20 protein-coding genes are annotated in these 21,872 nt (G+C 65.4%); 5 read left to right on the top strand and 15 right to left on the bottom strand.

Going from position 1 to position 21,872, the window contains the following annotated elements; translation table 11 throughout:
• Nucleotides 1–40: 40 nt before the first annotated feature.
• From DDQ50_RS16485 to DDQ50_RS16460, 6 genes are all read right to left on the bottom strand, one after another.
• On the bottom strand, nucleotides 41–1,132 hold the full coding sequence (locus DDQ50_RS16485; protein ID WP_116757891.1) for a DUF917 domain-containing protein: 1,092 nt from the start codon (nucleotides 1,130–1,132) through the stop codon (nucleotides 41–43).
• Nucleotides 1,116–2,693 carry a hydantoinase/oxoprolinase family protein gene (locus DDQ50_RS16480; RefSeq protein WP_240614490.1) on the bottom strand — a complete coding sequence of 526 codons (1,578 nt, stop codon included), beginning with the start codon at nucleotides 2,691–2,693 and terminating at the stop codon, nucleotides 1,116–1,118. The genes DDQ50_RS16485 and DDQ50_RS16480 overlap by 17 nt, the downstream gene beginning before the upstream one ends.
• A complete protein-coding gene (locus tag DDQ50_RS16475) occupies nucleotides 2,690–3,436 on the bottom strand; it encodes an aspartate/glutamate racemase family protein (RefSeq protein ID WP_116757890.1) in 747 nt (248 codons plus the stop codon). Before DDQ50_RS16475 ends, DDQ50_RS16480 begins: the two co-directional genes overlap by 4 nt.
• Before the next feature lie 19 nt (nucleotides 3,437–3,455).
• Nucleotides 3,456–4,445 carry an ABC transporter permease gene (locus DDQ50_RS16470; protein ID WP_116757889.1) on the bottom strand — a complete coding sequence of 330 codons (990 nt, stop codon included), beginning with the start codon at nucleotides 4,443–4,445 and terminating at the stop codon, nucleotides 3,456–3,458.
• Nucleotides 4,442–5,932, bottom strand: coding sequence for a sugar ABC transporter ATP-binding protein (locus tag DDQ50_RS16465; protein ID WP_205663689.1), 1,491 nt, complete (start codon nucleotides 5,930–5,932; stop codon nucleotides 4,442–4,444). Before DDQ50_RS16465 ends, DDQ50_RS16470 begins: the two co-directional genes overlap by 4 nt.
• 92 nt (nucleotides 5,933–6,024) lie before the next feature.
• Nucleotides 6,025–7,062, bottom strand: a complete 1,038-nt coding sequence (locus tag DDQ50_RS16460) for a sugar ABC transporter substrate-binding protein (protein WP_116757887.1) — start codon at nucleotides 7,060–7,062, stop codon at nucleotides 6,025–6,027.
• A gap of 92 nt (nucleotides 7,063–7,154) precedes the next feature.
• Here DDQ50_RS16460 and DDQ50_RS16455 point away from each other — a divergent pair, with 92 nt between their 5' ends.
• Complete coding sequence (locus tag DDQ50_RS16455) at nucleotides 7,155–8,006, top strand: FadR/GntR family transcriptional regulator (RefSeq protein WP_205663688.1); 852 nt, start codon at nucleotides 7,155–7,157, stop codon at nucleotides 8,004–8,006.
• A gap of 208 nt (nucleotides 8,007–8,214) precedes the next feature.
• Here the strand turns inward: DDQ50_RS16455 and DDQ50_RS16450 are convergent, their stop codons facing one another.
• The 9 genes from DDQ50_RS16450 to DDQ50_RS16410 form a co-directional block, all read right to left on the bottom strand.
• A complete protein-coding gene (locus tag DDQ50_RS16450; protein WP_116757886.1) occupies nucleotides 8,215–8,613 on the bottom strand; it encodes a DUF4913 domain-containing protein in 399 nt (132 codons plus the stop codon).
• A complete protein-coding gene (locus DDQ50_RS16445) occupies nucleotides 8,606–10,291 on the bottom strand; it encodes a type IV secretory system conjugative DNA transfer family protein (protein WP_240614489.1) in 1,686 nt (561 codons plus the stop codon). The genes DDQ50_RS16450 and DDQ50_RS16445 overlap by 8 nt, the downstream gene beginning before the upstream one ends.
• 53 nt (nucleotides 10,292–10,344) lie before the next feature.
• Complete coding sequence (locus tag DDQ50_RS16440) at nucleotides 10,345–12,147, bottom strand: ATP/GTP-binding protein (RefSeq protein ID WP_240614488.1); 1,803 nt, start codon at nucleotides 12,145–12,147, stop codon at nucleotides 10,345–10,347.
• Nucleotides 12,144–13,646: an SCO6880 family protein gene (locus DDQ50_RS16435; protein ID WP_116757885.1), complete on the bottom strand. Its 1,503-nt coding sequence runs from the start codon at nucleotides 13,644–13,646 to the stop codon at nucleotides 12,144–12,146. The genes DDQ50_RS16440 and DDQ50_RS16435 overlap by 4 nt, the downstream gene beginning before the upstream one ends.
• 9 nt (nucleotides 13,647–13,655) lie before the next feature.
• The gene (locus tag DDQ50_RS16430; RefSeq protein WP_133246005.1) at nucleotides 13,656–15,233 is read right to left on the bottom strand and encodes a TrbL/VirB6 family protein; all 1,578 of its coding nucleotides are present in this window, start codon (nucleotides 15,231–15,233) and stop codon (nucleotides 13,656–13,658) included.
• Complete coding sequence (locus tag DDQ50_RS17710) at nucleotides 15,233–15,949, bottom strand: DUF8175 domain-containg protein (RefSeq protein ID WP_465252665.1); 717 nt, start codon at nucleotides 15,947–15,949, stop codon at nucleotides 15,233–15,235. Before DDQ50_RS17710 ends, DDQ50_RS16430 begins: the two co-directional genes overlap by 1 nt.
• A gap of 20 nt (nucleotides 15,950–15,969) precedes the next feature.
• Entirely contained in the window at nucleotides 15,970–16,191 is a 222-nt protein-coding gene (locus DDQ50_RS16420; protein WP_240614487.1) for a hypothetical protein, read from the bottom strand.
• Nucleotides 16,192–16,313: 122 nt separating this feature from the next.
• Complete coding sequence (locus DDQ50_RS16415; protein WP_116757881.1) at nucleotides 16,314–17,423, bottom strand: hypothetical protein; 1,110 nt, start codon at nucleotides 17,421–17,423, stop codon at nucleotides 16,314–16,316.
• A 1-nt stretch (nucleotide 17,424) separates the two neighbouring features.
• On the bottom strand, nucleotides 17,425–17,955 hold the full coding sequence (locus DDQ50_RS16410; protein ID WP_133246003.1) for a hypothetical protein: 531 nt from the start codon (nucleotides 17,953–17,955) through the stop codon (nucleotides 17,425–17,427).
• Nucleotides 17,956–18,154: 199 nt separating this feature from the next.
• On the opposite strand from DDQ50_RS16410, the gene DDQ50_RS16405 reads away from it, so the two are divergent.
• The 4 genes from DDQ50_RS16405 (at nucleotide 18,155) to DDQ50_RS16390 (ending at nucleotide 21,865) form a co-directional block, all read left to right on the top strand.
• Nucleotides 18,155–18,730, top strand: coding sequence for a helix-turn-helix domain-containing protein (locus tag DDQ50_RS16405; protein ID WP_116757879.1), 576 nt, complete (start codon nucleotides 18,155–18,157; stop codon nucleotides 18,728–18,730).
• Nucleotides 18,730–19,290, top strand: a complete 561-nt coding sequence (locus DDQ50_RS16400; RefSeq protein ID WP_116757878.1) for a DUF6036 family nucleotidyltransferase — start codon at nucleotides 18,730–18,732, stop codon at nucleotides 19,288–19,290. The genes DDQ50_RS16405 and DDQ50_RS16400 overlap by 1 nt, the downstream gene beginning before the upstream one ends.
• A gap of 184 nt (nucleotides 19,291–19,474) precedes the next feature.
• Nucleotides 19,475–19,711 (top strand): hypothetical protein, encoded by a 237-nt coding sequence (locus tag DDQ50_RS16395; RefSeq protein ID WP_133246002.1) that lies wholly within the window; start codon nucleotides 19,475–19,477, stop codon nucleotides 19,709–19,711.
• Nucleotides 19,712–19,918: 207 nt separating this feature from the next.
• Nucleotides 19,919–21,865: a hypothetical protein gene (locus tag DDQ50_RS16390; protein WP_133246001.1), complete on the top strand. Its 1,947-nt coding sequence runs from the start codon at nucleotides 19,919–19,921 to the stop codon at nucleotides 21,863–21,865.
• Nucleotides 21,866–21,872 lie beyond the last annotated feature (7 nt).

The raw sequence follows: 21,872 nt of genomic DNA, 5'->3' as shown, positions 1-21,872 counted from the left end.
TCTTCAGCGAGCGAAGACAGGTGATTGACCAGCGCAGCGCTCATGCCACGCGCTCCTTGACGCGGTCCACGATGCTCACGAAGTCCTCGTCGTAGCCGAACGCGCGGGGGCCGACGACGGCAAGAGCGCCTTCGGTGCGGTAGCGCGGATCGCACGGGGCCGCAATGACGCGGGTCCGCACCCCGTACCGCAGCGCCTCTGTGGTAACCGCCAGGCCCGATGCCGCATCGACGATGATGATGAGATCCGGCGTCGTAGCCAGAGTCGCATCCGCCGTGCGGATGAGGAGGTGCTCGTTCTGACTCTCGATCTCTGCGGTCCGGCCGAGGCTGGGCCCTGTTCCCTCGAGGAGGGTGCGAACGAACGTGAACCCTCCTTCGGTACGTCGCTGAAGGTCGATGACCTTGCCCTCGAAGACCACCGTGCCCTCGATCCGCTCCGCCACGGCAGCGGCGGCATCCTGATGGTCGCGCGATGCGTTCCGGACGAGCGCCCCGAGATCCGCTGCCCGGCTGAGCGAGCCGGCGATCGTGTGCGCGAGCACCTGTTCCGCGTCGACCGGGTAGAGAGCGATGAGAGCTGCGGCACCCATGGCCACGCAGACTGCGCGGGCAAGGCGTTCGGTGTGAGCGTTGTCGTCGGACCTCAGCACCACCGTGTTCGCGAACTCGTCGGCCAGGACCATCGGCGTCGCCGAGACCCCGGCGAGCGAGGGGATCACCATCTGAAGTTCCGGGAAGGCGCGGCCCATCATGTCGGCGTCGACGAGCGGTAGCCCCAACTGCGCGGCGATGGCGATCGGGATAAGTGCGGCGATGCCACCGATCTCGATCGGCATCAGGTGCGTGGGTCGTCGACCGGCGGCATCGGCGAAGGCCCGGATGAGCTCCTCGACCGGCTCGAGCGAGGGGAGCTTCTCGTTCGCGGCTGTCGGTGCACCCATCGTCGCGACCGGCAGCACGAGGCTGTCGGGGGCGAGTTCTTCGGGAGTGACGACCGTGACGGGGCCGTGCCGGCGCAGCGCCTCGCGCGCGATGAGACGACCGAGAGCGGGATCGCCTCCTCCTCCCGTACCGAGCAGCGCAGCCCCGATCGCGATGTCACCCAGATCATGCTCAGTGAGTTGGTACACCGGCTTCCTTTCCTTCCAGCGGCCCGACCACACGCACCCGAACGCGGAATCGCCCACCGCCGAGGTAAGGGACGACGGACTCCTCGATATCTACGACCCGAAGGCCCGCCTGGTCGGCGCCCAACGCCCGCGCTTGCGCGCGTGCGGCTTCCGTGACGGCGGCCATGGCCGATGCGCGTTCGGAGTCGGTGTATTCCAGGAGCCGTTCGACCGTTGCACCGATCTCGCCGGTGGCGGCTCCGATCGCGTTGGCCACGGCGAGATGATCGGGTCGGATGACTCGTCCGATCCCGGCGAGGGAGTCGGAGACGAGGATCGAGCCGCCCCCGGCGAGCACCACCGCGGGGCGGCCCGCCCGCAGCTGCGCCCGGTCGACGGCCGCGGCGACATCATCGTCTATCTGGCGAAAGCCGCGGCTTACGAGGTCGGCAGGAAGGTCCCGGACGCGGGCGGGATCCCCGATACGCGCGCGTCCGCCCGCTACCGCGAGATCGGTCGCGGTGAGAGTGTCGCCGCCGAAGACGAGTGCGCGCTCCAACAGCCGGTGGCCGACGCTGCGTCGGCTGATCGGTCTCTCACTGTCGGGCTCGACGACACTCCCCCCGCCGATGGGCAGGGAGACCACGTCGGGCAGGCGGAAGTTGGTGGCGACGCCGCCGATCTCAGCGGTGGTGGACGTTTCACGAGGGAACCCATCCGCGACGACGCCGATGTCAGCGGTCGTCCCGCCCACATCGACGACCGTGCAATCGCTCAGGCCCGAGAGGAATGCGGCGCCCCGGAGTGAATTGGTCGGGCCGGAGGTGAAAGTGGAGACAGGGAAGCGACGTGTGGTCGCGAGATCAGCGAGGGTGCCGTCGTTCTGGCTCATGTAAACGGGTGCCTGCACCCCGATCTCCGTCATGGCGGAGTGGATGGCCGCCACCGTGGAACGAGCGAGCAGACGAAGAGACGAGTTGATGACTGCCGCGTTCTCTCGAGCCAGGAACCCGAGCTGCCCAAGATCTGACGACACAGTGATCGGGATTCCCGGCAGATGGGCCGCGAGCACCGCAGCCGCGGCCCGCTCGCTGCTCGGTTCAAGAGGCGCGAAGACACCCGTGAGGGCCACGGTTTCGAGGCCGGCGCGACGGATGCGGTCGGCCACTCCGATGAGCTCGGCCTCGTCGAGAGCGGTGCTCGGACGCCCGTCGAACTCCCGACCGCCGCGGCAAAGGAACCATTCCCACGGGATCGCCGCGGAAAGCGTCTCCGGCCAGTCGCTCAAGGGCGGAACCGAGGTGGTGGCCGGATAGCCCAGGCGGACAACGGCGACCGAGGCGAGGTCGCGCGCCTCGACGAACGCGTTCGTGAAGTGAGTCGTGCCGACCATGACGGCCTCGAGGTCGGTCGGCGAATAACCGCTCTGACCGAGCAGGGTCGCCAGTGCCGCCACGATGCCCGAGGTCACATCCTCGGTCGTCCTGTCCTTGTGGACCGCGACGACGTGGCCATTGTCCAGGAGGGCGGCGTCGGTGTGGGTGCCTCCGACATCGATGCCGACACGGATGCCGCTCGTCACCGCGCCTCCGACAAGGCCAGGTCTTCATACCCCACCGCGGTGCGCCGAGTCGGCGCAGGGTAGCTGCGCTGTGACGGCGCGAGGCCGAGTTCGGACAGTGCCTCCGCGATCTTCAGCGTTGTGGGGGCCGGATCGATGACCGGGATCCCCGGGTAGCCCTCGGCTGCGAGGTGCTCGCGAATCGCGTCGGCCCAGCCCCGCATCCCTGTGCATCCGAACACGACGGCATGGGCTCCGTCATCGCGGACGGCAGCAAGGGACTGCGCGAAGAGCGCGGTCCGGAGGCGCTCCTCGTCGTGAAGATCGAGTACGGGAACCTCGACGGATCGAATCGACCGGAGTTTGTCGCTGAGCCCGTACACCGTGACCAGGTCGGCCAGTACGGGCACGACCGCAGCGCTCGTCGTGACGATCGAGAAGTCGTGCGCCAGGAGGGAGGCGACCATGATCGAGGTCTGCGCGGCCCCGAGAACGAGCATTCCCGTCGCCTCGCGGGCCGCACCCATGCCGGGGTCGGTCATGCAGTCGATCACTGCGGCATCCGCGCCCTCCTCGCGCGCGACGATGAACTTGCGCAGGAGGTCGGGGACGGCGAGTGCCTCATCGAAACGCGATTCGAGCGAAGCTGGCCCGGAATCGAGGATGTCGTGGGTCAGTGAGGTCTCGGGATTTGCATAGGGGGCGAAATCCGAAATCCCGGACAGCCCGGGGGTCGTGATGGGGGCGACGATGTGGATTCTCATTGGGTGTCCTTCTGTAGGGTCATTTGCCGCGACGCGCCCAGGCGTCCACGCCAACGGCGAGGAGGATGATCACGCCCTCGACGATCTGTTGGAACATCGGGTCGACCTGCATGAGGTTGAATCCGTTGCTGATGAGGGCGAGTAGCAGGACGCCGAGCACGGTCCGCCAGACTGCGCCTTCGCCGCCGAGCATGGAGGTGCCGCCGACGACGATGGCCGCTACGGAGCCGAGCGCGAGTGACGCTCCGACGTTCGCCTGCCCGGTCGCCACTTGGGACGCGGACAGCACCCCGGCGATTCCCGCCGCCAAACCTGACAGGGCGTACGCGGCCGTCCTCACCGTCGTGACGCGGACGCCCGAGAGCCGTGCGGCCTCGGCATTGCCGCCCACGGCGTAGATGTGCCGACCTAACGCGGTGAAGGCGAGGATCAGCCCGCACACAATCGCGAAGCCGATCCAGATGAAGGTCTGCAGGTAGATTCCGAGGAATCGACCCGTGCCGATGGCTCGGAATGCTTCGTCCGTGACATTGATGAGGCGCCCCTGGGTGAGAAGGAACGCCAGGCCTCCGATGACGATCGATGAGGCGAGCGTTGCGACCAGGGGATTAATGCGTCCCACGGTGACCAGCAGACCGTTGCACGCGCCGATGAGCGTTCCGACCAGCGCACCCGCCGCCAGCGCGATCGGAGCTGGCAGGACCGATGCCGCCATGGCGGCGACGACTCCGGAGAAGGCGAAGTTGGCTCCCACGGACAGATCGAAGCCGCCCGAGATGAGCAGCAGGGTTCCTGCGCAAGCGATGAGCCCGACCGAGGTGGCCTGGAAGAGGAGATTGCCGATATTCGCGGCGGTGAAGAACACGGGGCTGAGCAGAGCGAGCGCGACCACGAGCAGACCGGTGGCGGCGACGATCCCATAGTCGCGAACGCGTTCGATGACGTGTCGGGAGGACCGGGTGGGCTCCGCGGCCTCGGGGGTCTCGGTGAGCGTGGTCGTAGCGGTCATGACAGGTCTCTTTCGTCGGACGTCGCGGTGGTGTCGGCGGCACCGAAGGCAGCTCGGAGCACTGCCTGCTCGGTCGCTTCGGTGCCGGTTAGTTCGGCCTGGATGGCGCCGTCGCGCATCACCAGCACACGGTGGGAGAGGCCGAGCACTTCCTCGATCTCCGAGGAGACGAGGAGCACGGCGTTGCCGTCGGCCGCGAATCGGCGGATGAGGTCGTAGATGGTCTGTCTCGAGCCGACATCGACGCCGCGGGACGGCTCGTCGACGATGAGGACGCGCGGCGACCCCATCAGCCATTTGGCGAACATCGTCTTCTGCTGGTTGCCACCGGAGAGGCTGGAGACGGACTGGGTTGGGCTCGCGCCTCGTACGCCAGCCGACTTGATCGCCGCGTCGGTGCTCCGGCGCTCGCGTCCGAGACGAAGAACACCGGCGACGCTCAGTGCCGAAAGGTGCGGAAGGGCCACGTTGCTCCGGATGGACGCCAAGAGGAGCAGGCCGTCGTCCTTCCGAGATTCGGGGATCATCGCCATGCCCGCGGCGATGGCCGGCCCGGGACGTCGGACACGGCGCTCGACGCCGTCGATCCGGATCCGTCCGCCGCGCGAGGGGTCGGCGCCGAAGATGGCTCTCACCAGCTCGGTCCGGCCCGCGCCCACGAGGCCGGCCAGGCCAACGATCTCCCCCGCGCGCACAGTGAGCGACACCGGCTTCGTGCTTCCGTTGGCGACGATGCCGTCGACCTCGAGCACGGTGGCCGCTGAATCGGCGACAGGGGCCGGGGCGCTGAATGTCTGGTCGAGTGATCTGCCGAGCATCGACTCGACCAGCGAGTCCGCCGTCTCTCCCCCGGTCGTGCCCTGGCGCACGATGTGCCCGTCACGCATGACAGTGACGGTGTCGGCGACGGCGAGCACCTGGGAGAGGAAGTGGGAGACGAAAATCACAGTGCGGCCCTGAGCGCGGAGCAGGCGGATGACGTCGAGCAGACGGTCGGCCTCCGCCCCCGTGAGGCTGGCGGTCGGTTCGTCCATGACGATGAGCCGCGCATCGCGCGCGATGGCGCGGAGGATTTCGACCTTCTGCTGGTCAGCGATACGCAGATCGCCGACCGCGACATCAGGAGGCAGGTGGAATCCGGCCGTCTCGCAGAGCGCCTCGTATCGGGGCCTGAGGCGTCGGCGGGTGACGGCATCACCTGACGTGCCGAGGAAGACGTTCTCGATCACCGAACGGCGCGGGACGAGCAGCAGCTCCTGAGCGATCATCGTGATCCCGTCAGCGAGAGCCTGCCGAGGTGTGCTGTAGTGCACCGGGTTGGTGTCGATCAGGATCTCGCCGGAGGACGCCGCGTGCACACCGGCGATGAGTCGGCCGAGGGTCGACTTCCCTGCTCCGTTCTCCCCGACGAGTGCGTGCACGCGCCCGGCCTCGAAGGTCGCGTGCAGGTCGTGGAGCACTTCCACGGATCCGAACTTCTTCGTCACCGCACGCAACTCAACCGCCGCCCCGGCGCCGGCCGCCTCCGGGAGGGGCCTGAACGAAGCGCCCCTCCCGAATGGACGTCTGATCATCAGACTCAACCCTCGTACTCTCCTACAAAGTCCACGCCGTCACCCGTGCTGAGGGTTTCCTTCGTCGCGATCGGACCGATCGGCGAAAGGTCGAGCGAGTTGAGGAACGGCGGGACGTCGCCTTCGCCGAGCACGGCTTGGATGGCGTAGCGCGTCGAGTAGACACCCTCGCTGTAAGGCAGAGCCACGATGTCGGCGAACAGGCTCCCGTCACGCACCATCTGCACCGTCTTCTCGCTCGTTCCCGCCGAGATGACTTTGATCTCGTCCTGACGTCCGGCGTCCTCGACCGCGGACACGATGCCGAGCGCCATCTGGTCGCCGGGCGTTGCGAAGACGTCGACACCCGGGATGGCGAGCATCGTGTCGTTCGCGGCCGCCTGGGCGGCGGCAGTCTCGAAGTTCCCGTCAGCCGAGGTGTGGAGGACGATGTTCGGGTAGTCCGCGATGACGGCGGACAGGGCGTCGATGCGTACCTGCTCGGACCTCTGGTTGAACGACCCGGGCATGTATACGGCATCGCAGGGGTCGATGTCTTCGCACCCCGACACGATCGCCTCGGCGATGTACTGACCCTGGTCGCCGAACGGCTGCGCGACGACCGAGGTGATTCCTTCGACCTGCGGCTCGATGGAGGCGAGGTCGGACCCGATGTTGTTCCAGTCCGCCACGACCACAATGCCAGCCTCGATGGCCTGCTTGACGGTGTCGGCGACAGCGACACCGTTGACCGGCATGACCACCCATGCGTCGTACTGCTGCGACGCGATGGCGTCCTGCATCTGACTGATCTGCGTCGCCTGGTCGAAATTGGCATCAAGGCTGGTGACGGTGGCGCCCCACTTGGCCGCCTCGTCTTCGACGCCCTTCAGGTTGGCTGCTGTCACCACGTTGGCGCCGATCGGATTGAAAAAGCCAATCCGCACGACATCCTCGCCGGTATCGGACGCATCCCCGGCGGACGGACCCCCACTGCTGCACGCGGTGACACTCAAGGCCATCACCGCCAAGACTGAGGTGGCGATCGCGCGATTGACTCTCATGTCTCCTCCTTCGCGACCGGACGTTCCGTCGCTTGAAGCAGAGTGGAACAGGTGAAAAGGATCGTCAAGCAATTTACCGAGTCTGGTCAATAATGTTTACCATCACGAAACAAACGATGACCAAACTTGGCAGTGCTACGCTCAGGCGAGTTGGTAAGAGAGGGGCGGACGGCATGCATGATTTCCGGCCGATCACCCCCTATCGCACCTTCGAGCAGGTGGTCGAACAGATCGCGCGAGGCATCCGGCTTGGTGTGCTTCGCGTAGGCGACCGCATCCCCTCCGAACGCGAACTCGCGACCGAGATGCAGGTAAGTAGGCCGACCCTTCGCGAAGCGATTCGAGTGCTGGAGGACGTCGGCGTCATAGAGGTGCGCCGCCAGCCGTCCCCCGGCATGTTCGTCGCGTCGACGAATCTCCCTCCTGATCTCCTTCAATCCAAGGTGGAGATGCGAGGAGAAGAGGTGCGAGGGGTCCTTGAGGCGAGACGCATGTTCGAGCCGCGCGTCGCCCATCTCGCTGCTGCGCACGCAGGCGAAGAGGACTTCGCGCGCATGCAGGAAACCATAGATATCCAGCTCCAGATGCTTGCAGACGGCAGCCATCGCGAGGACACCGACAAGTTCCACGGGCAAGACGTCCTTTTCCACCACCGCATGGCCGGTGCCACCCATAACTCGACGATCGTGCAGCTGATGGGCATCGTGCAGGGCAAACTCGTGTTGGCCCGTGATCTCATCTCGCACCAGCACCACAATCAGGAATGGGTCATCGACATCCACCAGCGCACGCTCGCTGCTATCCAGCGCGCCGATCACGCTCTAATCGAGACGGTGATGGAAGAGCACATCCACGAACTTGAGATGGCGTGGGAACGCTCGAGGGACATCGCCCTCGTGAGAACACTCCCCGAGTTCATGGTTCCTTCGAAAACCGACGCGTAGCACCTCGCGCTCAAGCGTGCCCCGCTGACCGCGCCTCGGACCTATGGTGGCTAGCTCGGTATATGGAGTCGGTCCGGTCACGATGGACGCTCTCGGTGAGGTCTCGCCTCAGCTCTCGTGCGCCTCATGTTGCGGAATTTGAGCTGTGCATCCACCCACAGCGTTCACCCGCTCGCCCCCCACTGCTGGCGCCAGCGACGGAGATGCCCTAGGGAAACCAGCCCTCTGGTGGTTCTACGTATGGGAGCGGTTCGCCGGGCGGATTAGCGTCCTTAGCGCGCGCGAATGGACCTTCCGGGCTGAGTAGAACTCCCATGTGGTGGTCTGCATGATCAGCCCACCAAGTACTCGCGCCGGTGGCGCCATCTTGCCGCAGGTGTTCCCACGCGCGCCATAGTGCTTCGATCCTCGCGACGGCCTCCGGGTACCTCCACCAGTCGGCCGCCCACCTATAGCGAGCATTACCCGGACCTACCGGCCGGGTGTACATATACCGGAGGTACTCACGGACGAACTCATCAGCCGACTGGTACACCAACGCCGCAGATCTGCGATGGCCCGAAGCAACAGAGTGTTCGTCGCGGAACTGGTCGAGTGCGTCATTCATCCCGACGCGCCCCTGGTCTGGGAACGGGAAGAGCCGCTTGGTCGGTGCGTTGCGAAGCGGTCAGAGTCGTGGCATGGGGTCCTTGCATCCAGGGAATTGTGATGACGAGGGTTGCAGGGGCGCCGGATGAGAGAACCACCGCCCTCCCCCGTGGCAAAGCGCCTAGATCAGCGACATCGAGCGTACGTTCGCGCTGTAAAGCGTGTGAGGACGACCTCGTACCGCGGCCAACGTTGGTAGAGGTGGTGTGGCGTTCGAACTCCCCGATCATCTGCGACAGCTCGTTGAGAAACTCCGGTTCCCTCACACCTCCCCCGTAGATGGCGACGTTGGAGGCGCTCCAAAGTTTCCGCATGCCGTCGCGTCCCCAGACATGGGTGCCCTGCGACCAGGACTGCAGAATGGTCATTAGGACCACACCGCGGGAGCCGTAGTGGCTGTATAGATCGGGAAGGTCCTTCCAGCGGCACACGTTGGCGGCTTCATCCAGGACCCCCAGCATCGGTACCGGGAGGCGCCCGCCAGAGTGTTTTGTCGCGTACTCCTCGGCTGCTTCCACGGTCGCCGCAGTCAGCGCGGTCACCAGAGGACCAGCGGTTCCTTGCCCTTCTTTCGAGAGGCTGTACAAAGTGTCGCTACTGCGCGCGAAGGCCTGCGGATCGAACTGAGGTCGCCGATCGAGCTCGTCACCTTGTGGGGTGACCCACCTTGCGATTGCTCGGACTTTGAGGCAGGCAGCCATCTGTGATGCGGTGCCATAAACGCTGTCCCGACGCCGAGATTCGCCGTTGACGTGCCCCGAAACGGAGTCGGCCATCTGGTCGTAGCCGAAGCGGCGCAGGATGCTCACGGGTTCGTCGTCGCCCGGACTCGTCGTCCACGTGAAGGCGGTCGTGATCGGAAGGTTCTCGAGTGCTGCCGCTAGCAAGAACCCGGCGAGGAGGTCTTGCCCAGCGCCGTCAAAGTACGCGTCACCGCGACTGTCCGAGGCTCGAGATCCTGAGGCGAAATGGGCGGCGAGTTTTGCGGCTTTCACATCGTCAGTGACGTAGCTGAGCGGGTTCCACCACCAATTAGCGGGCTCTGCCGCGATCTGTTGGGGATCGAACACCCACACGTTGCCTACCTTCGAGCGCAGCCCTCGCGTCACATCGAGGACATCGCGTTTGTTAGAGGTGGTCAACACCGCGCCGGGCGCGTCAGCGATGGCGGGGATGACGTAGGCCGTGGACTTCCCGACCCTTGGGCCTGCGATCAAAGTCAGCATGTCCTCCGGCGAGGCGTACAACCGCTGCCGACCAGCGACAGAGATCCCGAGGAAGACGCCGACCCAGTTCTGCACGCCCAACCGCTCCGCAGTCGCCTTAGCGCCAGCCAAGCTCAAAGATCGGAGCTGCTTGCCCTTACCCATATGAGGCGCGGCGGCATCAACCGCCGTCCGTCGTTGCCCTCTCTCCCTGAGCAAGAAACCTGCCCCCAACCCCAGGAGGAGGATGACGGCGGCGATGGCGGCCAGCACCGCCGTCGCTGACGCGGGCCAGGTAACCGTTCCGCTTAGCAGGCCGAGGGTGACCGCGAACGGATCGGCAGGGAGCGCACCGTTCACCCCATCCATGCGCGAGCCAACGTCAACTGCCGCCCACACGCTCCCCACGATGGCCAGTGCGATGAGAGCCAAGACCAAAGGTGCAGCTTGGGTGCCTCCCGGATGTCGGCGCCGGTGGGTGGCGCTCACGGAAGTACTTCCACATCAACCTCTGATGGGGTGCGACCGGCTCTGGATCTCGTGTGCCAGAGCTTGTTGGTGTCGTTGACCGCGAGCTCCGCACTGGTCAGCTGGACACGAATAGGGATGCCGGGTCTACCGCCGACTTTGATGAGAAACTTTCCGCGACCAGGGGGCTCGGCCTCGTGTCCTGAGACGGGATCCCATGCAGGCGGGTCTTGCCACGAGGTCAGCATGTCCTGCTCGGCCCGCGACATCGGGACCGCAGAGGTGAGCATCGGCATCTCAGCTCCCGGGAGTCCCCCGCAGATCACCATCCCAGATCGCTCGACGAACCCCCGCGCCTTCATCTGATCCTCGGCCGTGGCCAAAGCCAGCAAGTCGCTCATGGTGTGGGAGATCATCGCGAGCCCCACTCCCCGGGCTCTGTTGAGCCGGGTGAGCGCGTCGACGCGGTCGACCATCCCCCGTCCGGCCCGCAGTGCCCGCCACAACTCGTCCAGGATCACGAAGTAATGCCGACGCGGTTCAAGCTCCGCGTCCGCCAAGGCGGAGGCGACATTCACGGTGCCAAAGCCCGCTGACCAGCACGCGAGCAGGATTGCAGCCTGCAGGTCGCCCTCGGAGTCATCGATGGAGGAGACGTCGTAGACCACCGGCCGGTCACGCCGCATCGGGGTTGTCGTGGGCCGGGAGAAAATCTCGCCCAGTCGTCCCCCGCTGGTGAGCCCAATCAGGGAGGCCTCGAGGTTCTCAGTGATTGCCTTGTACCGAGCAAGGTCACCGCGATCGAGGGCAACTTGGCGCACCTCATCGGGAGCGTCCTGAATCACCCGAAGCAGATCCGCCAGCACCGGGACGCCCTCGTGGTGCTCATCCAGCCACTTCAAGGCCCGGTCGATGATCGTCTCCTCCCGATCGGTGGGCGGTTCCGATCGGAGGATGGTCAGCAGGGCCGCGACCATGGTGTGCCGGCGACCATGAGCGTCCGCCAGTACCTGCAAAGAGAGCCGCTGCAGCTTCTGACCGCGTCGACGCAGCTCCCCGATCGAGTCGGCCACCTCCTCAGCGGTCGGACTCTGTTCAAGCTCAGCCGCCTCGGCTAGTGCTTCATTGGCTTCTGCGACTAGCCGGCTGGCGGCCTGGGTTGCCTCTCCCGGGTCGAGGATGTTCAGGTATCCGCGCCCTCGACCAAGCGTGATCACTTGCCCGTCGAGGGCTTCGATCAGGTCCACGTAGTCGGGCTTGAGGTCGCCCAGGACCAACGGGATACTGCCGTACCCGGCTAAACCTGTCGCCATTCGCCGAGTGAGTGAGGACTTCCCCAGGCCCGGTTTCCCTAGGACGAACATCGATGGGTTGCTGATGAGGTTGGCGCGTTGGAACCACGACACTGGATCGCAGCACACGCTCGCGCCAGTGGCCAGGTTCTTGCCCAAGGGCACCCCGATCATCGGAGTGCCGGTACCAACAGAGAACGGGTAGAGACCGCAAACCTGCACCGTTGTTCCCCGGAACTCATCCGCCGCCTGCACATTCACCGCCTCACCGCCGCCGCGACCCAGCCACCCTCGAAGAGGCGGACGCAACGGGCGAACCACGGTCGCCCGCTTAGAAGGCTTCCCCCCGCCCGCATGGGGAATGGTGCGCTTCTTCTTCCCACTCCCGTCCACCGCGCGAGGAAGTTTGCGCTGCCCGGAGGCCGGCTTGTCATCCGTGGTTCGTTCGTCGGCGGCAACGTAGTTGACCTTTGCCGGTAGGGCCGCTGGGCGGTCGGGGTGCCAGAACGGGTAGTCGTTGGTCGTCATAGCGACTCACGCACCTCCGTCGGCAGCCGCAGGTGTCGAGGCAACACCAACCCCAGGGGCAGCGCCGCCGCAAATGCAGTGTCCTGGGACCCGTAGGCCGGACGCATCTGCAGCCGGGCCGCCGCCGTCAGGGTGTCCACCGCCGCGCTCGCATCCGCGACCCGAGCGAGATCAGTGGAAGTAGCGGTGACGATGAGACCGAAGTTCAGCAGCCCAGCTCCAGCTGCTTCCTCGGCCGCGGTCGCCTGCGCTGATCGAGTGGACATCGTCGACCGTGCGGTGGGTTTCGAGCTCGAGCTGGAGTTGAACGCGGCCGCATTCAGGTCCGCCTCAACGATCGCCGCCGTGCGGGCAGGATCGATCGGCCGATACAACAAGGTCACTCGCTTCCGAGCAATATCTCGGTGCGGAGCCAGTAGGCGTCCGAGAATGCCCGACTGCACCACCCCACGCGGAGGGCTCGTCATCGTCCACGACGTCGACGCCGCAGAATCATGCCGATAAGAACCCCACGACGCCTCTGCCGCCGCCGGCCCCACCTCCGACCAACTCAGATCAGGGGTCTCCCCCGCGGCCCGCGCCTCATCAATCAGCGCAGCGGCCGCTGGGTCATAGGCGACCCGAATTACCTCGCACAGCTCCTGCGCACCTAACGGACGGGCAGCACCCGCACCCGTCGCACCAAGCGACGACGTCAGACCCGGCAAGCGGGCAGCGAGATCCCGCCCCATCTCCTCTGCATCCCGCCGCTTCCCACCCAGTCTCGAAGACGCAGAGAAGGTCAAGGAGATGTAGGCGCGAATGGTGGCTGACCCAATCGGATACGCCTCGACCACCTCGAGAAGCATCGCCTTCGCAAACTCCGGGGCCTCCGCATCCATGGCGCCATGGACCTCCGACCGCAACCGGGTGCCCGTGTCAGGAGACGTCTCGATCGTCACCGCGGCCGCCTCAAGGCCCGGCTCATCCCCCAGATTGGCAAGCCAGATCCCGTACTGCGCTACCTGCGAGTCCACCTCCGCCTGATCAACAAGCGCCGCACCGTCCGGTTCAGTCGCAATGACCACCGTGAAGTGACGGGTCGCGGGCGTATGAATAAGGGCGAATGCGCGCCCGTGCGAGTCGTGATGCTCCGAAAGGCGCGACCCAGCGGCAAGGCCCGGGAGTTGATGAGTTCCCCACTTCCCCCGCCCCGCGGGGCCTGAGCGGTACAGGTTCGCTCCCGTGATCTTTGTCCGCCACCAACTCACGCGATTCACCGTTCTTCCCAGGGCCGACTGGCCGTGCTTGTCCTTCACCGCCACCATCAACAGCACCCCACCAAAGAGGCCCGCCACGACCAGAGCCGTCCCCAGGCCGCTGAACATCACCGCCAGAATCGACGACGCGATCCCCGCGAACATCACCCCGGTCGCCATCTGCCCCAGCGCACCAAGACCAGCCGTCGTCGGACGACGCCAGTTCCCATACGTCCGAGGCCCCGTATCCAAAGAAGTCACGATCCCTCCCTACCGGTTCTCGCTGCCAGTGGCATCGTCAGCAAACGACTTCGCCGCCGCACCGGCCTGCTTCGCGCCCTGAGCTACCTGACCCGCAGCCAGCCCAACAGCCATACCCGCCGCCATCCCAATCGGCCCCGCCCCAGCGCCGGCAGTCGCACCACCCACCGCAGCCGAACCACCACCACTCGCCGCACTACCCACGGACGCAGCGCTGCCCCCACCGGTGGCCACTCCCCCGCCGCCGCTCGGACCTGTCGGAGGCGCAGGAGAAGACGGCGGAGCCGGGGTGCTGCCACTCGGCGACGAACCGAAGCCCCCGCCACTTCCTCCGCCCGACCGGATCGCTCCCGTCGCCACCGCCCCGGCAGCGGAAACACCTGCACCCACAAGAGCCAGCGAGGCTCCCCCGCCGCCCCCACCCGACATCGCACCAACTGCAGGGACAACGAAGCGCATCAACGCCGGCAACGCCACTAACGCGATCAGCATCAACGCGAGACCGGTGAGCAGCTGCACCAGCCCCGATCCATCAGTCACGAACAAGTCGGCACCCGTGAGCCGGAACGCCGTCGCATAGACGATCGCCGCCGCGGGCTTGTAGAGGATGAACGCGATCGTCCAGCCCAAAGACCGGCGGAACCAGTTCCGACCCATCTCCGTATTGGTGAAGGATGCAGTGATCGGCAGGATCCCGGCCAAGACCACCAACATCCCGCCTCGAACAATCATCAAAGCGATCTGCCCGAAGGTCATCAGCAGAGCAATCAACCCAAGACAGAACACCGCGATGACTCCCAGCGCGTTCTGCGACCCCGCCGTCAGCCCAATCATCATGAACACGTTCGTGCCAAAGCAGTTCGACTCCGAGTTCGTGACATCGCAGTCAGTGGAGTTGTTGAGGATCCAGACCGAGAACGCATCCGACGCCATGACCGCCAACACGATCCCCGTCAGCCCGGCACCAGACACTGCAATGAGGGTGAGTAAGGACTGCAGGAGCTCACGTGCCGGTTGGGCACGCTGCGTCCACGCCATCCGGGCAGCGGCAATCAGCACCGACAAGACCGCGAGGCCTCCGGTGTACCACCACAGCTGATTCTGGATAAAACCAACCACGGATGAACTTCCCGCAGGCGCCGCGCCAGGCAGAATCCCGGCAACCAACGCCGACGCAGAAGAGACCAAGATGACCGACGCCAAGATCACCCCAACTCGACCCAAATGAGCCTCACCATCCCCGCGACGTCGACGAGCTGCCATTAGAGCGCCCGCAATGATCAGCGAGACCACCGCGATCCCAAGCGACACCCACACCACGTACTGCAGCAGCGTCTCGAACCCACCCGAAGCAGGAGGGGCACCCTCCACAGCCGCGCCACCAGCGCCGGACGTGATCGTCACAGGCGAGGGAACAAGCACCCACAGCGTTCCAAGGCTGGCAACCGCCTTGCCATACCCCTCCAGAATCCGATTCACGAACTCCTGCAACGCATCATTCGACGCTTGCGAAATGACGTCGCCGGCAAAGCTGGAAGACCAACAGGTCCAGTCAGTCCATTCGCACGTACTGGACTCTCCGCCCATCACAGACCCGACCAGGGGACGTAACCGCCGAGACTCTGGAGAAGGACCGGTCGGTAGGGTGGCTGGCCCTTGTCCGTAAGGAGGACTTTCCAGTCGCCCTCAACCCACCTGAGGGCGATCGCAAAGCCGACGAGCTCGCCAGTCCTGAGCTGAAACGCCGTGTCGACCACTGCCTCGTCCTCGGTGTAGCTGAGTACCTGCACTCCCGCGATTTGGCCGGAGATACCGCGATCTCCGCGGACGGTCTCGGCGAGGAGCGCCGCGTCCCTCCCCGGGCCCGGCACAGTCATTCGGTCCGAGAGAAGCGGTGTCAGGCGTGCGTCCGATCCCATTGCCCAGATGTTGGCTGCTGCGAAGGCTGCACCTTCGGCGGAGTGCGCGAAGCATCGACGAACACCGTCTACGTCCTGCAGACCTGGACCAGACGCTGACGAGGCTGGAGCCGCCATCGTCCCGACGATCTCCCACTCCGCGTCCGGGGCTTGCGACAGCGACCTCTCCAATGAGTCACCGGTAAGTCCGCAGATGCTGCTGGCGGGGCCCTCCACTCTCCCTGTCGAGCTCGTGGTTGGTTCCGGGATGGGACCGGCTTCAGGTGCGTCGGAAGCGGCGGCCACCGCTAGCGCAATTGCTGCCAAGACAATCAGTGCGACGACGAGCGCACTCAATACGTATCCACGGCGCTGGATTAGACGCGCGATTCGCTGGTTAGCCATTTCTATGTTTCGCCAGCGTCCTAAGTGCCGACGAGGAAGCCAACGAGGGTGGCTGCCGAGGCGATGATGATCACGCCGATGAGGATGCGGCCGAGCCAGCCGCCGATTTCCATACCCTCGCCTCGGCGGGAGCTGATGGCCATGGTCGCTCCGAGGATAAGGAGGCCGATGACGGCTACTCCAAGTGCGAGCCATTTGATCCAGCCCATGATGACGACGAAGCCCTCGAATCCGGGGGGCATTGTTCCATCTCCGGGATCTGGGACCGCCGCAGGAAGCGCAGTGAGAAGGTCGGCGGTCAGCGTCAGAAAGGTCATCGCTCGGGTGCTTTCGGGTCAGTTATTCGCGGGGTAGGTGGAGTGGATCAGCTCAGGACGAGGGGGTCATCGGTGTAGGCGACGTCGAGGTGGAGGTGGTCGCAGCTGTCCGTGAACTGGGTGAAATGTTGAAGCGCGGTTGCGGGGCGGCAACCGACCTGTCCGGCCCTGGTGCCGGCGGGCACCATCGGGTCGAGGATGGCGAGAAGCTGCAGGGACCGCGCGTCGCCGCCGGTCACGGGAAGGCCCGCCAGGGAGTAGAAATCAACCGCCCGGCCACCGTTACCGATCCAGTGCGACGAGGTCGTGCCGGCACCGAGCAGCATCCCGGTGCATTGTCGGTTCAGATCCGAGACACCAACGCGGGTGAAGTTCTTCAGCGCGATGGTGATGATCTGAAGGGTGCGGACGTCGAGTTCGCAGTTAGGGGTCGCCGTTCCGTCCGCGACATCGCGTATCTGGTCGGCGTAGCGAGGTTCGACGATTGTCAAAGTGCCGTCCTCGATGGCAGTGACCAGGTCAGTAGCAAGTGTTCGAGCGTCGCCCGCGACGTCGCACGTTGCCGTCGGGGCGGAGGGGGTGCCGGGCGTCTTTCCGGTTTGCAGCTGTGCGAGGTAGCTGACGACACCGGTGGCCACTGTCCGGTAGGGCTTGTAGTGGGAGGGGTCGGCGTTGCGCTGCACTGAGTTGATCGCAAGCGATGGCTCGAGGGACTCCCAATCGGTCACGCGTTGAAGCGCGGCGAAGAAGTTCGTGGCCGACACCGTCGGGTCCATGCGGTCCTCGTAGCTACCCCAAGCGCCGTTATCGCGCTGCTGAAACAACCCTCGAGAGTCCGGCCCTGCAACGTCGCCCGAGTCCAGCACGCGCAACGAAGACTCACCCAGCGCGGCCTGCACACCCAAAATCTGTCCGGCGGAGTCCATGCCGAGGGCGATGGCGGCGTTGACGATAAGTGCAGCGTTCACGATCTGCTCGCGATCCAGATCGCCAGCGGAGGCATCCGTAGGAAGTCTTGCGACGTCGATGGGCTGTCCGACGCCGGGCGCGCAGGCTGAGGCGGAGTTAGAACCGAAGAACATCACGAAGATCGCCGCCCCGAACACCAGAACCGGGACAAGAACAAAGGAAAGAACGACGCCACCTCTCGGATCCACGTCACTGCCCCGCCGCCGGGCGGATCTCGTTGACAGCCCACTCATCACTGAGCTGCTCCCGGTGCAAATAGACCTGGTACTCCCCCGCATCAGTAGGCACCATGACCCGCATAGTGAAAGCCCCGTCACCATTCACCGGATTAGCTGACCCGGTCACCTCTCCGCACGGAACGTTCACCGGATCGACGGTCTGAAGAGCGAGCGCTGCCGATTGAGTCAAATACGGGTACAGGTCCCCGATCCACCGTCGGCTCTCGAGCTCAGGACGGCAGTACTTCGCCACCACTTCCAAAGCGAGTGAGGACGACTCCTCGAACGCCGACTCAACCGGGCCCGCCTCGCTGTCACCGCCCACCCGCTCAGGCAGCGAGACAAATTCTTCGGAAGAGGATGCCGTGGCAGGTACCGAAACCGACGCATCAGGTACCGCTGTGCAGCCAGCGAGAGCGAGGCAGATGGCGAGCCCAGACGCAGCTATCCCCGCGGTGCGCGCAAGAGGGCGCTGCTGGGTGTTGGGGAGCTGGGTGAGCAAGGTGGGGGGATCCTCACATCGGGCCACCCCACATGTGGCCAAACGAGTGCTCCGGCATCCCCTCCGGGAGATTCACGCCATCGCGAATCTCGGCCCTCAGCATATGACCACCCGCCACGACACCAAAAACCTATCCACAGGATGAGCTACACAGCGTCATAATATTACTTGCACGCTAATATGGAGCACGGAGGCGGACATGAGCGCTGCAACACTGGTCAAGCAAGCACGCCGTGCGGGCGGGCTCAACAGGAAAGAGCTGAGCGCACGCAGCGGCGTCGCGCAGTCCTCCCTGTCCCTACTGGAATCCGGACAACGCAACCCCAACACCGACACTCTCGAGCGTCTACTCGCCGCTGCCGGCCACCAGCTCATCGCTATCCCGACGCAAAGAACCGACGCGGCAACCACTGCCGCACATATCGCTGACAGCCTCAGCGACGGGCGCCGCAACGACGCTGTCCGGCACTTCATCCAGTTGGCAGACAACCTCGCTGCCGAACACGACGAGACCAGATTCGCGCTCACCATCTCCGCCCCAGACAAGACCGGTGAAAAGCGGTGGGACGCCGCTATTGCTGCACTGGTGGAGCACCGACTCGAAGAAGAGCACCTCCCCCTGCCCCGCTGGACCCGCGACGAAGCGCGCACCCTCACCCGGTCGTGGATATTCGGGACAGGTCTCTACGACATCCCCGTCGAGCGCTCTCGTGTGCCGGCAGCGTTTCTGCGCCACGGCGTCCTCATCGACCCCGACACCCTCGCCAGCATCTGATGGCACTTCTCACCCGGGACGACCTCCTCGAGGGACTGAACGAGCTCATCGACGAACTCGCCCACAGGGGTGTCCGCGGTGGCATTCAGATCATCGGTGGTGCCGCCCTCGCGCTTCGCTACTTCGACCGATCGAGCACCGAAGACATCGATGCCCGATTCCAGATCACCGGCGACGCATCCGCAGCAGTCGCAGCGATCGGACAACGCCACGGATGGGGCGGCAGCTGGCTCAACGACGCCGGCGCCAAATACATCCCCTCATACGGAACCAGCGTCGATTGGGAAACGCTCCTCGAGCGCGACGGCCTCACGATCCAAGTCGCCTCCGCTGAGGCGCTTCTGGCCATGAAACTCGGCGCAAACCGGCCCGGACGAGACAACGACGACATCGCCCACCTCATGGTCATCTGCGGCATCAACACGGCTGCCGAAGCTGAGGCGCACTTCGAGCGTTTCTACCCCGGAGACGCCCTCAGCGACCGCGCCGAACGAATGGTGGAACGCATCCTTCTCATCGGACTTCCCCCGCTCCCCCACCCGCCGACGGCCGCTAGCTGACCTATACCTCGGCTGCTACGAGTTGCTGAACGGGTACAGCGCCGCGTAGCCCGCCCTGAAAAGGACCGCGATCACGAGCGGCAGTGATTCATCGCGCCTTCAGAAACAAGGGACACGAGACTGGTAGGGGCGACACGCGCCGCAAATGCTGAGCCGTATGCATACACACGAGCAGTATTGCCGCATGGCTGCACAGTTTGGTCGCGCACGACGCCCCGACAACGTCCCTACAGTCCTCCTGCAGGGCCGCGTCGCACCCGACGCGCGCGAACGAGTTGCCCAGGCAGCCGAGGAAAGCGGCGTCTCAGTCTCCTACTACCTCGAGCGTCTCATCAGAGACCTCGTCATGGAACACGGCGCCTTGCCCCTAGTCGACAAGCCCGTCCCCCAGCGTGAGGAGCTGCCCATTCCCGCAGCTTAAAAGCAGGAAGCCCGTCCTTGGCGGGACGGGCTTCCAACAAGTCTTTCGATCCGGTTTCGCTTACCAGGCCCTAGGCCGGATCGATATGTGAAGAACTCGGTTGGCGCCGAGGCCTTCGTTGTACCCACTGGAGACGAATCCTGAGGTGACCACATCGTAACCCGACAGTCTGAAACTTGGCGAGCATTTAGCGCAGACACGCGTGTCGTGTCCCCAATCGACCCAGCATCCGCCTGGGACCTCACCCGTACCCTCAGCCCCCGCAGCCGCGTCCGCATCGCAGCGCGCATGGCCAGCGGCGAGATCCTCAACGACTACAGCGGCCTCGACTGGTCCCTCAGCGACCCCCTCCCCACAACGCCGTGGGCGATGTACCTCGCCGGTGACCGCACCCGATTCGACTTCATCTGCTTCGACCTCGACAGCTCCCGCGGCAACGCCCCCTACGACGCCGGCCGCCTCTCCCACTGGCTCGACGAGCTCAACATCCCCCACCTGGTCTGCAACTCCGGCCCCACCGGCGGCCGCCACGTCTGGCTCGGACTCACCGACCCCGCCGACGCAGGCCAGGTCAGAACGGTGGCACTCCTGGCAGCCCAACTGCTGCCATCCCTTGACCCCACACCTCTGTCCAACCCCGCCACCGGATGCGTGCGTCCTCCCGGCGCCCCCCACCGGCTCGGCGGAACCTCCGAACCCCAGGGGCCCCTCACCCCCCTCACCAGCACCCCCGTCGCCGCCGAGTCAATCCAAGACCTGCTGGCATTCCTCGTCGACGCCGGCGCCGAACTGGCAACCCCCACAGGGGCTCTGCTTCGAGGCATGACTGTCGACCCCGATGGGCACCCCTACATCGCCGGCCCCAAACGCGAACTCAGCACCCGCGTCGCCGCCCTCATCGACACCGCCACCACCGGAGACACTTCCTACACGCTCGCCGCAGTCCTCGCCGGCTGCGCCCACGCACGCTGGCGATACTCCGACATCCTCACCCTGGTCGACACCCCCGCGTTCGAACACATCCGAACCCTCCGCGGCAAAGCCGGCAACGAACGTGTGCCCCGCACCCCCGCCGGCCGCATCCGCGCGCTCAACTCCGCCTGGAACAGCGCCGTCCGCTACGTCGCCGCCCACCCCCTCAACGGCACCGGAAACGACGCCGACTACCAAACACGCCTCACCACCGTCCTTGGCAGCATCGAACGCGCTCAAGAACGAGCCGACGCCATGCCCGGCCTCTGGGGCGCCGACCGAGCCTCCTCAGCCAGCAGAACCCGCCGAGGAACCCACAGCACCCGCGCCGTCCTCGACGCCCTGTGCCTCTACCTCGCCCAATCAGCCCAACCCGTCATCGAAGCCGACCTGCGACGCCTCTCAGCCGACACCGGCTACGGACGCAGCACCGTCCACACCGCCCTCCGGACCCTCACCACCTCAACCTCCGACGACCCCGAGTCGGCATGGGTGATTCCCATCGGTGACGCCGAATCCCCACACGGACAGCGATACCGCCTCTCCAAGAGGTTCTCCACAGAGGCAGAGAGTACAAACCGGACACAAGTGCTTGCACGCCCGGCCGCTCTCTCCCCCGCACCCAACCTCAGCTACTGGACCACACGCTTAACCCAAGAACTCCAGCCACTCAGACAAGACGTCTTCGCAGCTCCACGAAGCCTCGGACGTACCGCAGGACTTGTGTTTAAACACCTCGCCGAGAACGCTCTGGCCACCGTCGACGACCTGACCAAACGCACAGGCCTAGACCCTGCTCGAGTCCGCTCCGCCCTCCGCCGGCTGCACTCCAACCGAATCGCACAGCGACTCCCGCACGGCTGGACCCGTGGACAAGACACCGCAACCGACAGAACCGCCGACGCACTCGGAGTACACGGATACCTCCAACACCGACGGGACCGCTACAGCTTCGAACGGGCCGTCTGGGGATGGTGGCAAGCCGAATACACCTGGATGACCAAGACCGGCAAGAAACGTCGAGGCCGCCGCTCCCCCACCGGGGTCGCACTCTTCACACAAACCGACCGACCCGAATACGCCCGCTACCCGCGAGGCCCCGGCCATCGAGGCGATCACCGCGAAGCCCGACGCCTCATCGAAGCCGGCGCCCTCAGCACCCCCACACTCGCAGCTGCCTAGAAACCAT

Source organism: Amnibacterium flavum (assembly GCF_003097495.1).
Taxonomy (GTDB): Bacteria; Actinomycetota; Actinomycetes; order Actinomycetales; family Microbacteriaceae; genus Naasia; species Naasia flava.
Note: the sequence above shows the minus strand (reverse complement) of the source record. Positions and strands in the feature narration are given on the sequence as shown.

Bases quoted from the DNA above. Each gene is read 5' to 3' on its own strand.
- DDQ50_RS16475 (WP_116757890.1), bottom strand. From the start codon at position 3,436: ATGAGAATCCACATCGTCGCCCCCATCACGACCCCCGGGCTGTCCGGG.
- DDQ50_RS16470 (WP_116757889.1), bottom strand. From the start codon at position 4,445: ATGACCGCTACGACCACGCTCACCGAGACCCCCGAGGCCGCGGAGCCC.
- DDQ50_RS16460 (WP_116757887.1), bottom strand. From the start codon at position 7,062: ATGAGAGTCAATCGCGCGATCGCCACCTCAGTCTTGGCGGTGATGGCC.
- DDQ50_RS16455 (WP_205663688.1), top strand. From the start codon at position 7,155: ATGTTTACCATCACGAAACAAACGATGACCAAACTTGGCAGTGCTACG.
- DDQ50_RS16450 (WP_116757886.1), bottom strand. From the start codon at position 8,613: ATGAATGACGCACTCGACCAGTTCCGCGACGAACACTCTGTTGCTTCG.
- DDQ50_RS16440 (WP_240614488.1), bottom strand. From the start codon at position 12,147: ATGACGACCAACGACTACCCGTTCTGGCACCCCGACCGCCCAGCGGCC.
- DDQ50_RS16430 (WP_133246005.1), bottom strand. From the start codon at position 15,233: ATGGGCGGAGAGTCCAGTACGTGCGAATGGACTGACTGGACCTGTTGG.
- DDQ50_RS17710 (WP_465252665.1), bottom strand. From the start codon at position 15,949: ATGGCTAACCAGCGAATCGCGCGTCTAATCCAGCGCCGTGGATACGTA.
- DDQ50_RS16420 (WP_240614487.1), bottom strand. From the start codon at position 16,191: ATGCCCCCCGGATTCGAGGGCTTCGTCGTCATCATGGGCTGGATCAAA.
- DDQ50_RS16405 (WP_116757879.1), top strand. From the start codon at position 18,155: ATGAGCGCTGCAACACTGGTCAAGCAAGCACGCCGTGCGGGCGGGCTC.
- DDQ50_RS16400 (WP_116757878.1), top strand. From the start codon at position 18,730: ATGGCACTTCTCACCCGGGACGACCTCCTCGAGGGACTGAACGAGCTC.
- DDQ50_RS16395 (WP_133246002.1), top strand. From the start codon at position 19,475: ATGGCTGCACAGTTTGGTCGCGCACGACGCCCCGACAACGTCCCTACA.